Below are 14719 nucleotides of genomic sequence, written 5' to 3'. Positions count from 1 at the left end.
ATTATTTTTTTTAACCGGGAGAGAAAAAGCAGGATTTGTCGCCGTATGGCGAATAAATACTAAAAGTAAGGAATGAGTCTCGTGCGGGATACTAATTTGATATCACTCATACCCACTTATTTGGGCATGAGTATATGGGGTCACTTCCAGCCTTGGCGCCATCTTTGTTCGTCTTTTAAGTCGCGCCACTGAATAGGATATTGATTTTTTGACATCACCGCTTCAGTGATACATTCAATCACATTAGCGTCTTCATCAAATTCTACCTCAACAATAATAAAGTGCTTTTCTTTATTAATAGCTGGGATGGCAGTCCATTTACTATTTAGCAGTTTTTTAGGGTTTAATTTATTCATACTACACCTTTTATGTCTTCTGCTTGAGAATACGCATCAGGGATACGTTTAGTTTTATTAAAAAACCAAAAACTTCCCTTTAAACATTTGTATTTAGCAATGAAAAGCATATTCTCCAACATCAAGCGAAAGTAATTCAATAGCCGCATTTTCACCTATACTTGGCGTTTCACAAGTTTGAGCGGGGAACTGTTTCAGCGCAAGGAGAACTGTCTTGTCAATTAAAGCTCAGGGTCAGAGTCCTGTTCGCTGCTACCTTAATATACGCTGGATAATAATACACCCCGTTACCCACAGTAATGGCTATTTGATTGCTATGACTGTTTACTTCGGCTCATACAACCAAAACCAATAAATAATAGCGACAATAAGTAAAACGCCTAATAAATTAATTAATAACATAATTAAATCCCCTATAAATAAAGTTACGAGTTACTGGCTTTAAAATAACGTAACCGGTTTGCATTAGTGACTACAGTAAGCGATGATAAAGCCATTGCCGCGCCAGCTACGACTGGGTTTAGTAGTAAACCAAAAAACGGATACAACAGCCCTGCAGCAATCGGAATACCCGCAATGTTATAAACAAACGCCCCAAACAAATTTTGTTTAATATTAGTTATGGTTGCGCCACTAATTGCAATGGCATCTGCAAGACCATGAAGTGAGCCTCGCATCAGCGTTATATCCGCACTTTCAATAGCTACATCTGTGCCAGTGCCAATGGCAAATCCAACATCGGCTTGTGCCAATGCTGGCGCATCATTTATACCATCACCAGTCATGCCTACAATTTCACCTTGAGATTGACGCTTAGTCACTTCACTGGCTTTATCATCTGGCATTACTTGCGCTATAAAGTCTGTAATACCGACTTTGCTGGCAACGGCTTTAGCGGTCGCTTGGTTATCGCCTGTCAGCATAACCACCTGCATACCTTTATTTTGTAAGCGTTTAATGGCCTCAGCTGAATCTTCTTTTATTGGGTCAGCAACTGCGATTATGGCATGTAATTGATTGCCAATAGCAAAGTACATCGGCGTTTTAGCAGCGCTAGCAAGCTGCTCGGCTTGAGGTATTGCCTCTGCAATATCTATATTGTGGCTTTTCATCAGTGCCTGATTGCCAAAAAATAGGCTTTGCTCATTAATGGTACCGATCACACCTTGTCCAGTGATAGCATTAAAATTACTGACTTTTTCAAGGGTGATATTTTGGTTTTTAGCATAATTAACAATGGCTTCGGCTAATGGATGCTCAGAACTACTTTCAAGGCTAGCTGCTAACTTTAGCACCTCGGTACTGTCGCTTTGGTTGAACGTAACCACATCGGTCACGGTTGGCTTACCAGCGGTTATAGTGCCTGTTTTATCTAAGATCATGGTGGTGATTTTAGCTGTTGTTTGTAGCGCTTCACCGTTACGAATAAGTATACCCGACTGAGCAGCTTTACCTATGCCGACCATAATTGACATCGGTGTAGCTAAACCAAGTGCACACGGGCAAGCAATAATTAAAACTGTGGTTATTGCAACAACCGCATAAGCAATACTCGGCTGTGGGCCAAAATTAAGCCATGCTAAGCCTGCTAGCACCGCAATAATCATCACTGTGGGTACAAATATGCCTGAAATAACATCAGCTAAGCGTCCAATTGAGGGTTTAGAGTTTTGTGCACGTTTAACCATATTAATAATATTCGCTAAGGTGGTTTCGCTGCCTATATGGGTTGCTTTAAACAACAAAGTACCACTTTTATTAATACTGCCAGCAACAACCTTGTCACCCTCATCCTTATTAACCGGCATCGGTTCACCAGTGAGCATTGATTCATCTAGTGTACTGCTGCCTTCAATAACATCTCCATCGACTGAAATTTTCTCTCCAGGGCGGACACGAATCAAGTCACCTTTAATAACTTGGCTTATAGCTACATCTTGCTCTTGGTTATCTCGGATCACCCGTGCCGTTTTAGGTTGTAAACCAATTAAGCGTTTAATCGCCTCAGAGGTACGCCCTCGCGCCTTTACTTCAAAAGCTAAGCCAAGACTAATTAAGCCTATGATCATTGCTGAGGCTTCAAAATAAACGTGCCTAGCCACCTCTGGTAATAGACTTGGCATGCTCACCACCACCATTGAATATAGCCAGGCTGTTCCCGTACCAAGCGCAATCAAGGTATCCATATTAGCCGTATGATTTTTAAATGACTGCCATGCGCCAGTATAAAATTGCTTACCCGACACAATCATTACGACTAACGTCATCATTCCAACAATAAACCAGCCAATACGCTGGGCATTGCTAGTGACACTCATATCAAAGATTAATCCATAAAGCATTAATGGCGCACCCAAACCCAATGCCAATAGCATATTGCGCATAAGTTTTTTGTAGTGCGCGTTATCAGCTTCGGCTTTTTCATCTAGGGCGTCTTGTTGAGAATCACTGTTCATAGGTTTAGCTTGATAGCCAATATCAGCGACAGCGTGCATTAGCTGCTCAGCCTTAGCCGAACCTTCTACTTGCACAGTTCGATCGGCAAAGTTCATTTCAACGCGCTGCGCACCCTCTACATTTTTCAGTGCTTTCTCTATTTTAGCCACGCAACTGCCACAATTTGCGCCTTCAATCATAAAGTTTTGCGTGGTGGGTTGATTACTCATAACGCTTCCTTAGTATTTTTAACTTCAGAGATTGGATCAACAAAGGTCTCTATTAAGCTACATATATCTGCACTTACAGCCCCATCAGGCGATTTATCCCACTGTTTAACCGCTGCTTGCATTCGCGTGCGTAATTTAAGTGTTTCTTGAAAGTGCTGCTCTGTTTCCTCTAGTCGCTTTGCTATTAATTGTCGTGTGAGCGGACAAGGGCACTGCCCTTGCTCCGACTGTGCAATAATTTGTTGAATATCTTTTATTGAGAAACCGAGTTGACGCGCACTAATAATAAACTTTAAACGTTGCTGATCGGCTGCGGTATACACTTGATAACCATTGCGCTCACCACGAATAGGATTAAGCAGCTTTATTCGCGTGTAATGACGAACTGTGTCTTGGGTCACGCCCATAGTATTGGCTAATTGCTTTACGTACATCATTAAACCTCTGGCTGGCTATGTAATGACAACATAATAAACCTATGTGTAACACATAGGTCAACAATTAATTAAGCATATGGCTGGGAGTGTGGAAGAAAGTTAAGATAAGAGCAGCCACCATAAGTGACTGCTAAATTTGAGAGTTACTGTAGTCCTTAGTTTGTTTTGCTTCGAGATTGCTTAAGTGCTTCACCAAGCTCACCCGCAATTGCTTGAATTTCAGGCATAGCGTCTTGTACTAAGGCTTGTGACATTTGCATTGATTCTTGCATTACTTGTGGCATTTTCTTCAAAATAGCCTGCCCTGACTCTGTCTTATAAAAAGCTAACATGTCGCTAATTTCTTGTTTAGTAAATTGTTTATCGTAGAGGTTAATCATCATCGGCTGCATTTTTTGCCAGCTCATTTTTGTTTTTAATACCTCGGTCATATCAGCATAATATTTGTCGAAAATTGCTTTCTCATCTGGCTTTACGCCCATTTGCACTGACATATTTTGCATCATGCCCTCAACTTGCGCATACATAGAGTCAACCATGGCATCCATGTTCATCACCTCTACCAGCTCATCAATTTTTTGCTGTTTGGCAGTTTGCGCTGCAAGGTTAGTTGAAAAAATTAAAAGTGAAAGCAGTATTACCTTACCCATATTAATATCCTTTTTGTATTTGAATTAGCGTCATAATCACATGTTCAACAAGTGTTGTAAATGGGGACAACCAAAAAACGAAAAAGCCGAATAACAGGTGTTTATTCGGCTTTTAATCGTTTATTCCCAGAGCTAATCTTTTTCGATATTATCGAGCCCTTTCGTTCCCTCTTTAGCTTTAAGCTTATGATGAATAGCGGTTTTAATCAGCATATAGCCACTAATAGGTGCAGTGATTAATAGAAATATAGTGATTAATATTTCTTTTACACTTAAGCCACTGACTGAATTAGCAAAAAATACCATAGCAGCGGTAAGTATACTCGCCATACCTAAAGTGGTGGCTTTTGTTGGCCCATGTAAACGCATAAAAAAATCAGGTAATTTAATTAAACCAATTGAGCCAATTAAAATAAATAACCCGCCTAACAGCAGCAATATTGATACGATCCATTCACTTATCATTTTAATACCTTACTCAATTATGTCGCCACGAAGTAAATACTTACATACAGCTACCGTACTTATAAACCCAAGCATGGCAATAAGTAAGGCTGCTTCAAAGTACAGCCCCGTGCCCATACTAATGCTATATAAAATAATCAAGGCAATCACGTTAATGTACATAGTATCGAGCGCTAAAATACGATCCGGTACTGATGGGCCAATAATAAGTCGCCATAGATTAAGTAATAACGACAATCCAACCATTGAAAAAACAATCAGTAATACTGTATCTAACATTGAAATATCTCCTTTAGGGGAGCTTCGTAACGTGCTTTTATTTGTTTAATAAGCGCTTGCTCATCATCTAAATCTAACACGTGAATTAATAAATAACGCTGTACCGGTTCATCGTCTTCATTAAGCGATTTAATCAGCGGGTAAACCTCGGCACTTACCGTACCCGGCGTTAAAGACACGCAGCTTGCTAAAATAGTAATTGGCATTTCATGCATTAAATCTATAGGCACTTTAACAAAGCCTGGACGCAGATTTTTTGAAGGGCCCAGTATTAATAATGCCACTTGCAAATTAGCCACTATAATATCGTAAAGTACGATTAGTAATTGCTTAAGTGCTAGCCCCGGCTTTAATATCAGCGGTTGCGGGTCTCTAAACGACATACTAAATAACGGTATTAGCAACGCGAGTAGCGCCCCTAATATAATATGCCCTACCGACACACTGTTATTTAACAAGAGCCATACTATAAATAAAAATAAACTACGAAACGGCGTAGGTAACCAACCAAAACGAGCTTGTAAGCGCATTACATACCTCCCTTGAGTACCGCATTAATACCACCACTAATATCGTGAAGCTGTGTTGCCGCCTCGAGGGCGTACTGTGTTGCCACGTCACCAAAAATAACCAGTAGTATTGAGCTTGCCAATAAACCAACTAACACGGTCACTTGTAGCGGGTGGGCATTGGCAACATCGCTAGCATCACCTGTTTTGTCTTTACGTTCCCAAAACAAACTAGTACCCGCACGTGATATAGCCACAATTAGCGCTAAGCTCATAATTAAGTAAACAGGCCAAAATACCAGTGCTTGCTCGCTATTTAAGGTCGTTTTTAAAATCCAAATTTTGCCAACAAAGCCCGAAAAAGGTGGCATACCAATAACGGTTAAACCGGCAATAATAAAACACGCACCTAATAAAAATGGTTGCTTTACTGCACGCCCGCCGACTAATCGATCACCAGCTTTACCTCGTTGTGTTGCAATTAAATCAGCAAGTAAAAATAGCGCCGCAGTCACTAACGTTGAATGCACTAAATAGTAAAGCAACGCAGCGGTGGCATTTATGTTTTGGAGTGCGACTAATGCCACCAACGTCCCTACAGAAACCAGTACTAAATTAGCGGTAAGCTTACGTAAATCTTGTGCGGCTAACACCCCTATTGCGCCAATCACTATGGTGGCAATAGCCAGCGCCCATAACCAAGACTGCGCCATATGCTCAAGTTCGCCAGCTTGTTCACCAAAAATAACCGTGTATACACGTAAGGTTGCGTAAACACCAACTTTAGTCATAATCGCAAATAATGCAGCAACCACAGGTGTGGCACTTGAGTAGGCGTTTGGTAACCATAAATGCAATGGTAATAACGCACTTTTAAGTGCAAACACCACCAATAGCAGTAAACCACCTGCCTTCGCTAAATAAACGTCATCACCAGTTAGTTGCGGTACTTTATTGGCCATATCAGCAATATTTAAGGTGCCTAATACACCGTATAAAATACCTAAACCAATTAAAAATACGCTTGAACCAACTAAATTTAAAATAACGTAATGCAGAGCCGCGCGCGTTTTGGGTTTACCGCCACCGTGCATTAACAGCGCATAAGAGGCAATTAATAACACTTCAAAAAATACGAAGACGTTAAATAAATCCCCTGTTAAAAATGCACCATTTACCCCTAATATTAAAAAATGGATTAAAGGGTGAAAAAAGCTACCTTGTTCATCATCACCAGCACAGCCATATAAAGCCACGCCAACCCCCAAAAAGGCGGTTAAAGTGACTAACAAGGTCGAGAGCATATCTGCAACCAGTACAATACCAAATGGTGCAGACCAGTTACCTATTGCATAAACAATAATACCGTTATCTTTAACCTGAACCAGCAGTAATACTGTGACTGCAAAGGTTAAAATAGCCATTAAACTAGACATAAATCGGCGTGCAAATAAGCTTTTGCCACACGGTGGGAGCAACAAAATAATTGCCGCTAACATTGGCAGTAAAATAGGCAAAGATGCTAAATGCTGAATCATTTTCTCTCCTTGCGTTTATTTTTAGTTAGGGTGCCATCAACATGGTCGTTGCCTAAATCTGCTCGGCCACGAATAGATAAAATAACCACAAACGCAGTCATCGCAAAGCCAATTACAATGGCTGTTAACACTAAGGCTTGTGGTAGCGGGTCAGCGTAATCAGCGCCAGTCCCTAGTACCACGGCTTTATTAATTGTTAAGCGCCCTGATGAGAATAAAAACAAATTAACCGCGTAAGAAATCATTGTCAGCCCCAGTACCACTGGGAATGTACGCGCTCTTAGCAATAAAAACACGCCACAGGTGACTAACACGCCAACGCAAGATGCGTATAACAGTTCCATTAAATATTTACCTCTTCTTTCTCTGCGTTCGCGGTCATATTACCTAAGCTCGCAAGGATCATCAGCGTAGCGCCAACAACAGTTAAGTACACGCCCAAGTCAAATACAATGGCGCTGGCAAGCTCTGTTTTACCAACAAACGGAATATCAAAGTAATCAAACCAGGTAGTTAAAAATGGCTTGTCAAAGAACCAACTTCCCACACCTGTAAACATGGCAATAGCAATACCTGATGCAATAATTTTTCGATAGTTAACATCAAAGCGTTCATTTATCCACGCAGTACCATGCGCCATATATTGTAAAATAAAGGCAATAGAAGTTACGAGGCCTGCTATAAAGCCTCCTCCAGGTAAGTTATGACCGCGTAGGAAAATATAAGCAGACACTAATAGCGCTAATGGCAGTAAGCTTTGAGAAATACAAGCCAATAAAATAGGATGGCGATCTTTAGACCATGGACGCCCTTCACTATCGCTCGCTGGCATATAAAGTGGAATTCTTGATAACAGTTTAAATATGCCCAGTGCGGCAATACCTAGTACAGTAATTTCACCTAAAGTATCAAAGCCCCTAAAATCAACCAAAATAACGTTAACTACATTAGTGCCACCACCGCCTGTTTTGGCGTTAGCAATAAAGAACTCAGAAATTGAATCAAGCGGACGAGTCAGTAAGGCGTAACAAATACTAGCAATTATGATCCCCACGGTAGAGGAAATAACCACATCACGTAAAATACGCAATGAGCTTGACTCTCTTGGCGTGCTTTGAGGTAAGAAAAACAGTGCCAACATTAATAGTATAATAGTGGCTACTTCTACAGTAAGTTGCGTTAAGGCCAAGTCAGGCGCTGAAAAACGGGTAAACGCCACCGACACCATTAACCCCACAATCGACAGCATTAATAACGACACCATTCGAATTCGATGCCAAATAACGGTAGCAATTGCACCTATTATGAGTAGTCCTGCACCAATTGCGTTTTGAATATCAACCGGTGTATTAGGCACGCTACCGGCTAGCTGCTTCATTTCAAATAATGGCCAACCAGAGGCAAGTAATACAACGCCTAACATTATAAATACATAACGTTGTAATGAGCCATTTTCTGTTGATTGGATTTTGTTTTGACACCAATTGACCACTACCGCTAAAAAACGCTCGAAGATTTTTTTAGCGTTAAAAGGAGGTAACGACGCTTGGAACTGGAACAAGTACTTACGATTAACGTAAATAAATAAACCACCAATTACCGCCATACCACTCATAAGTAGAGGTAAGTTGAAACCATGCCAAATAGTCAATTTATACTCAGGCATTGCTTCACCAAGTACGGCTAGTGAAGCGGCCGATAAAATACCATCAACGGCAAAGTGTGGAAAAATACCCACTAAAATACACAGTACCACTAAGATTTCTATAGGCACACGCATATAACGCGGTGCTTCATGAGGGGTACGTGGTAAATCAATGGGCTCACCATTAAAGAACACGTCATGAATAAAGCGTGATGAGTACGCCACCGACAACGCACCCGCTACAGTTGCCAGCACCGGGATTAGCCACGACATTGAGCCAAGTACCTGCTGATGCAGTGTCTCAGCAAAGAACATCTCTTTTGATAAGAAACCATTTAACAACGGTACACCTGCCATAGCGGCAGCAGCCACCATCGCCAAGGTGGCCGTATAAGGTAAGTAGCGCCACATGCCATTGAGTTTACGCATATCACGAGTACCGGTTTCATGGTCAATAATGCCGGTTGCCATAAATAACGACGCTTTAAACGTCGCGTGGTTAATAATATGAAAAATAGCGGCAACGGTCGCAAGCTGTGTATCTAGGCCTAGTAATAATGTAATTAAACCCAAATGACTAATCGTTGAATAGGCTAACAAGCCTTTTAAATCATGTTTGAATAACGCGATATAAGCGCCAAATAATAATGTGGTTAAACCGGTCAAACCAACTAATAAAAACCAGGTATCGGTACCCGCCAATGCGGGGTAAAAACGCGCAAGTAAAAAGATACCTGCTTTTACCATAGTGGCAGAGTGTAAATACGCACTAACCGGCGTAGGTGCAGCCATGGCATGCGGTAACCAAAAATGAAACGGAAATTGTGCAGATTTAGTAAAAGCACCTAATAATACTAGTACTAATGCCAATTCATATAAGTCGTGAGATTGAATAATCGCTTTGCTAGCTAAAATGGTGTCTAAGTCGTAGCTTCCAACAATATCGCCTAACAACATTAAGCCACCGAGTAAGGCTAAACCACCGGCGCCAGTTACCGCTAATGCCATGCGCGCCCCCTTGCGCGCCTCTGATTTGTGCCACCAATAACTGATTAACAAAAACGAGCTAATACTGGTTAGCTCCCAAAATACCCATAACTGAATCACATTGTTTGACATAACAATGCCCAGCATGGCGGTCATAAATAACATTAAGTAGCTAAATAGTTTTGGCAATGAATCATTTTGACTTAGGTAATAACGGGCATACAAAATTACTAGTAACCCTATTCCTAGAATCATAAATAAAAACAGTAAACTCAATCCATCCAAGCGCAAGGAAATATCTAACCCTAAGGCTGGTATCCACTGTGCGCTAAAACGAATGGTTTCCCCCGCAAGAACCGCGGGCGCATGATAAAGTGTAATTGCAAGCGCGGCTAACGGCGCAATAGCCGTTAGGCTCGTTGCCTGATTTCGAGAAAGTTTGCCGGTGCATGCAGAAATAACACTGCCGAATAAGGATAACAGGGGTATCCAGAGCAAAGTCATAATGAAGGGCCTTTTTGAATCATAAAGTTTATCAATTCGCTACTTGTTATTATTAAATACCAAAGTGACTTGGGTATACGTTTTATGTCTGTTTTTTAACAACATTAATACGTATAGTTATACTGATAAACGCAGTTTTTGTCTATAGAAAGCGCCGCTAGCGGAACAATAATCAAACAAAAATACTTATAAATTAATGAACAGTAGCCAAATAAGCTCAGCTTTCAGACAGTTTACAGCGGAATATCCAATCACTAAAATCGTACAAATAAATGAGCATTAAGTGCTATGTGCTTTTGCCACAAAATACGATATTGCGCTGATAGGCCTAACTGCTGATATTGCATAATCGACCACTGTGCACTGGGCTTATAAGCAGTGCCGCCTTGTTGGCAGCTTTGGCTTTTGTGCCACCCTTTGGGAGCAACTGATTTTTTTGCAATAAATAAGTTGGGAGCAACAAACCCATCAAGCTGACATAACCACGCTTGCTTTTTTACCGGTAAAGCGTACTCATCTTCAAAGCCATTAAAGTGCATTAACTCATGCAAAAAAACCGCGTAGCTAGCCTGTGAATTAATATGCATTAAACCATTTTTTACACTGGCAGTACCTTGCTTAGGCATCATAACAGCAAAATCGAACCCAGTGGGAAGCCGCTTTTTAAGCGATGATTGTTGCCAATTGCACACAGCACGGGAGGATTCAGTACTATTGCAACTAATTGCATTACCCACATAAACTGGTTTTGAAAAACAAAAGGTATTGAGACTCGGCTCTGGGTTTTGAAAGTACGCGTTACGAAATTGATTGAGCCTGTATAAACCATCACGGTGATCGCTCAATATTAATACATTAAATGTACACTGCTTTTGTATCTCAATTTGCTTGCTTGCAACTAAAAACCCTAACTTATTCATAAATGATTTACTTAACGTTTCTATGGGTGCTTGTTGCTGTAATTGCAGGTGATAAAAGATATCGCCTTTAGGAAGCTTATTTTGATTTTTTAGTAGCGCTAAATCCTGCCAACGCTGTTGCGAAAATAACGAGTCGGCGAGTTTTTTTTGCTGTGCTCGTGTAATTTTATCCAAACTTGCTTGCCAAAATAGTTTAGCCGTTTCAGTTTGATTATTGATTAATAATGACAACCCATAGCCATATTGAGCATCCGCTATTTTATTGCGAGCTAAGGTTGCTAAGGCTGTGGTGGGTAATTGTAATATGTGGTTTGCAAAGTAACGAGGGAATTGCCAATAACTGTCAATCACATTGGCCTTGGCATGTAATACTTGCCAAAAGCCAATGCTATTTTGTTTATTACTCGAGCCACTAATAACGCTAGCGCACAGTAATAAAGCACTTAGTTTTAAATAATTAGCCAGCGCTTTCACTGGCCATCAACTCAAGCTCTAAACGCGCATACTTATATTCTATAAATTCATGTACGTTCGTTGCTAGCGCCAATTTAAAGTAATCTGTGGCAATTGAAAGCTCGCCTGCGGCTTGGTGCTGTTTAGCTAAGTAAAAATAAGCTTCACATAAACGCTGAGCATATTCTTGTTGTGAACTTACACCATCGGCTATCCCTGAAAAAAATGCTTTTTCACTCATATCACCTACATACAAGGCAATAAGCTGATATGCCCATTCATTTTCATCAAGGGCCGCCGCATTGGCTTTTAACGCAGCGATTGCCGCGGTTTTATCTTGTGCTGCTTGAGCTAAATAAAGCCACAATACACGATAAGGATCGTTAGGAGAGCGCTCCAAGAATGTTTTAAAGTCATCCTTTGCAAGCGTCGCTCTATCACCATAGTACAAAGCAATACCACGATTTAAATACGCATATTCATGTTCTTGGTCTAACTCTATGGCTGAATCAAAATACTCGTATGCTTTTTCGTATTGCTGCATCAAGGTATGCTGAATACCCAAAAAGTTATAGACTTCAGCCAAATCAGGCTTAAGTTTAACCGCTCGGTTAAAATCAATTCGCGATAAAGTCGTCATGCCTAAGCTATCAAACAGTACTCCACGGTCATAATAGAGCTTTGCTTGTTGTTCTTTACTCAAGTCTGCTCTATTTAATAGCTCTGAAAAACGAGCAATGGCAATTTCATTTCTAAAGTCTGATGCAAGTGGCGCAGTAAATGGTACATTAATAATAGCAGCGGGTTTAGTAGTAGCCTGACAAGCGCTTAAAGACAAAATAGCAAAAGATGCCAAGGCTAAATGTTTAAGTCTCATTAAAATCCTTAATACCGAGGTAAGTAGCAAATAGATAAGACATAAGCTGTCTTGTAAGGTTCATTCTTGTTATATGTTACTTAACGTCTTGAACACAATAGGTTGCTAACATTAAAGCATAAAAAAAGGGGCTAAACAGCCCCTTTTTATACTATCCAGTAATTATCTGGATGAAAGATTAGCAATTACGCGTCTTTAGACTCGTCAGCTGCAGGTGCTGCTGATTCCATTGCTTCTTTAATACTTAGACGTACACGGCCTTGACGGTCTACTTCTAGTACTTTAACTTTAACTTCTTGACCTTCGCTAAGGTGATCAGCAACGTTGTTAACACGCTCAGTGCTGATTTGTGAGATATGCACTAGGCCATCTTTACCAGGAAGAATGTTTACAAACGCACCGAAATCAACGATACGTACCACTTTACCTTCGTAGATAGTACCTACTTCAAGCTCAGCAGTTAATTGCTCAATACGGCTAATTGCATTTGCTGCACTTTCACCGTCTGTAGCAGCAATCTTGATTGTGCCATCATCACCGATTTCAATCGTAGTACCCGTTTCTTCAGTAAGCTGACGGATAGTTGCGCCACCTTTACCGATAACTTCTGCGATTTTCTTCTGTGGGATTTGCATCGTGTAAATACGCGGAGCAAACATAGATAACTCTTCAGAAGGTGCAGAAATCGCTTCGTCCATTACATTTAGAATGTGTAAACGTGCAGCTTTCGCTTGTTTAAGCGCGATTTGCATGATTTCTTGAGTAATACCTTCAATTTTGATATCCATTTGCAGTGCAGTGATACCGTTAGTTGTACCCGCTACTTTAAAGTCCATGTCACCTAAATGATCTTCATCACCTAAGATATCTGAAAGAACAACAAAGTTTTCTTCTTCTTTAACTAAGCCCATTGCGATACCCGCAACTGAGGCTTTAATTGGAACACCTGCGTTCATAAGCGCTAAAGACGTACCACAAACCGATGCCATTGAAGATGAACCATTTGATTCCGTAATTTCAGATACAACACGGATTGAATATGGGAAGTCAGTCAATGTTGGCATTACTGCTGCAATACCACGCTTAGCTAGGTTACCGTGGCCGATTTCACGACGCTTAGGAGAACCAACAAAACCAGTTTCACCTACACAGAACGGAGGGAAGTTATAGTTAAGCATAAAGTGGTTTTTGTGCGTGCCAGTTAAATCGTCGATTAACTGTGAATCACGTTCTGTACCAAGTGTTGCTGTTACTAATGCTTGCGTTTCACCACGTGTGAAGATTGCAGAGCCGTGAGTACGTGGAAGTACGCCCGTCATTACATCTAGAGCACGGATCATATCTGGTTCACGACCATCGATACGTTTTTCGCCAGCAGCGATACGGCCACGAACGATTTTCTTCTCAAGTGAACCGAATACTTTACCTACTTCTTGCTTATCAAGCGTTTCGCCTTCAGCAAGTTCGCTTGTTAGTGCTTCAACAACCGCATCTTTTGCAGCAGTTAATGCTTCTTTACGCGCTACTTTATCAGTAATACGGTAAGCTTCGCCTACTTTATCAGCAGCAAGAGTTGCTACTTTCTCTTCTAATGCAACGTTTTTCTCAGGTGCAGTCCAATCCCAAGTAGGCTTGCCTGCTTCTGCTTTAAATTCGTTAATTGCATTGATGATAGACTGTGATTGCTCATGGCCGTATACAACCGCGCCTAGCATTACGTCTTCAGCAAGTACGTCTGCTTCTGATTCAACCATAAGTACTGCGTTATCAGTACCCGCAACAACTAAGTCAAGTTGGCTCTCTTCAAGCTCTTTTAGTGTCGGGTTAAGTACGTATTCACCGTTAATGTAACCAACACGTGATGCACCAATTGGACCGCTGAACGGGATACCAGAGATAGCAAGTGCTGCTGATGTACCAATCATCGCAACCATATCAGGTTGGATTTCAGGGTTTACAGAAACAACAGTCGCGATAACTTGTACTTCGTTTACGAAACCATTTGGGAAAAGTGGACGAATTGGACGGTCAATAAGACGTGCAATAAGTGTTTCGCCATCGTTAGGACGACCTTCACGCTTAAGGAAACCACCTGGGATACGACCAGCAGCGTACATACGCTCTTGGTAGTTAACTGTTAGTGGGAAGAAGTCTTGACCTGGTTGAGCTTCACGCTTACCAACAACCGTTACTAGTACTGACGTGTCGCCAATGCTTGCTAGTACTGCGCCGTCAGCTTGACGAGCGATAGCACCTGTTTCTAGCGTCACTGTGTGTTGACCTAGTTGAAATTCTTTTATAATTGCTTGCACTTAAAATATTCCTTAAATGTATTTTTAGTATTAATTAAGTTTTCATCAAAGTACCAATTACAGTACATAATTGTATTCAGTTGGAAATCAATTAAGTACTACAATTGGCAATGATGTAAAT

Annotated in this window: 13 protein-coding genes; all 13 read right to left on the bottom strand. The window is 40.9% G+C overall.

Annotation, left to right across the window (positions count from 1 at the left end):
• Positions 1 to 140: 140 nt before the first annotated feature.
• On the bottom strand, positions 141 to 356 hold the full coding sequence (locus tag FHG08_RS09060) for a TIGR02450 family Trp-rich protein (RefSeq protein WP_010391412.1): 216 nt from the start codon (positions 354 to 356) through the stop codon (positions 141 to 143).
• A 425-nt stretch (positions 357 to 781) separates the two neighbouring features.
• Positions 782 to 3022, bottom strand: a complete 2241-nt coding sequence (locus FHG08_RS09055; protein WP_178955598.1) for a heavy metal translocating P-type ATPase — start codon at positions 3020 to 3022, stop codon at positions 782 to 784.
• Positions 3019 to 3456 carry a MerR family transcriptional regulator gene (locus FHG08_RS09050; protein ID WP_138596719.1) on the bottom strand — a complete coding sequence of 146 codons (438 nt, stop codon included), beginning with the start codon at positions 3454 to 3456 and terminating at the stop codon, positions 3019 to 3021. The genes FHG08_RS09055 and FHG08_RS09050 overlap by 4 nt, the downstream gene beginning before the upstream one ends.
• Positions 3457 to 3614: 158 nt before the next feature.
• Positions 3615 to 4109, bottom strand: a complete 495-nt coding sequence (locus FHG08_RS09045; RefSeq protein WP_178955596.1) for a DUF2059 domain-containing protein — start codon at positions 4107 to 4109, stop codon at positions 3615 to 3617.
• 132 nt (positions 4110 to 4241) lie between these two features.
• Positions 4242 to 4574 carry a Na+/H+ antiporter subunit G gene (locus FHG08_RS09040; protein WP_008114566.1) on the bottom strand — a complete coding sequence of 111 codons (333 nt, stop codon included), beginning with the start codon at positions 4572 to 4574 and terminating at the stop codon, positions 4242 to 4244.
• A gap of 9 nt (positions 4575 to 4583) precedes the next feature.
• Positions 4584 to 4853, bottom strand: coding sequence for a K+/H+ antiporter subunit F (locus tag FHG08_RS09035; RefSeq protein ID WP_008114565.1), 270 nt, complete (start codon positions 4851 to 4853; stop codon positions 4584 to 4586).
• A complete protein-coding gene (locus FHG08_RS09030) occupies positions 4847 to 5383 on the bottom strand; it encodes a Na+/H+ antiporter subunit E (RefSeq protein WP_054202162.1) in 537 nt (178 codons plus the stop codon). Before FHG08_RS09030 ends, FHG08_RS09035 begins: the two co-directional genes overlap by 7 nt.
• Entirely contained in the window at positions 5383 to 6900 is a 1518-nt protein-coding gene (locus FHG08_RS09025; RefSeq protein ID WP_178955594.1) for a monovalent cation/H+ antiporter subunit D, read from the bottom strand. Before FHG08_RS09025 ends, FHG08_RS09030 begins: the two co-directional genes overlap by 1 nt.
• Entirely contained in the window at positions 6897 to 7244 is a 348-nt protein-coding gene (locus tag FHG08_RS09020; protein WP_054202160.1) for a Na+/H+ antiporter subunit C, read from the bottom strand. Before FHG08_RS09020 ends, FHG08_RS09025 begins: the two co-directional genes overlap by 4 nt.
• Entirely contained in the window at positions 7244 to 10036 is a 2793-nt protein-coding gene (locus FHG08_RS09015) for a monovalent cation/H+ antiporter subunit A (protein WP_138606207.1), read from the bottom strand. Before FHG08_RS09015 ends, FHG08_RS09020 begins: the two co-directional genes overlap by 1 nt.
• A 254-nt stretch (positions 10037 to 10290) precedes the next feature.
• Entirely contained in the window at positions 10291 to 11430 is a 1140-nt protein-coding gene (locus tag FHG08_RS09010; RefSeq protein ID WP_178955592.1) for a hypothetical protein, read from the bottom strand.
• On the bottom strand, positions 11414 to 12286 hold the full coding sequence (nlpI, locus tag FHG08_RS09005; protein ID WP_178955590.1) for a lipoprotein NlpI: 873 nt from the start codon (positions 12284 to 12286) through the stop codon (positions 11414 to 11416). Before nlpI ends, FHG08_RS09010 begins: the two co-directional genes overlap by 17 nt.
• A 185-nt stretch (positions 12287 to 12471) precedes the next feature.
• On the bottom strand, positions 12472 to 14598 hold the full coding sequence (pnp, locus tag FHG08_RS09000) for a polyribonucleotide nucleotidyltransferase (protein ID WP_138606213.1): 2127 nt from the start codon (positions 14596 to 14598) through the stop codon (positions 12472 to 12474).
• Positions 14599 to 14719 lie beyond the last annotated feature (121 nt).

Origin of the sequence: Pseudoalteromonas sp. Scap03, from assembly GCF_013393115.1 — a bacterium.
Classification (GTDB): domain Bacteria; phylum Pseudomonadota; class Gammaproteobacteria; order Enterobacterales; family Alteromonadaceae; genus Pseudoalteromonas.
Note: the sequence above shows the minus strand (reverse complement) of the source record. Positions and strands in the feature narration are given on the sequence as shown.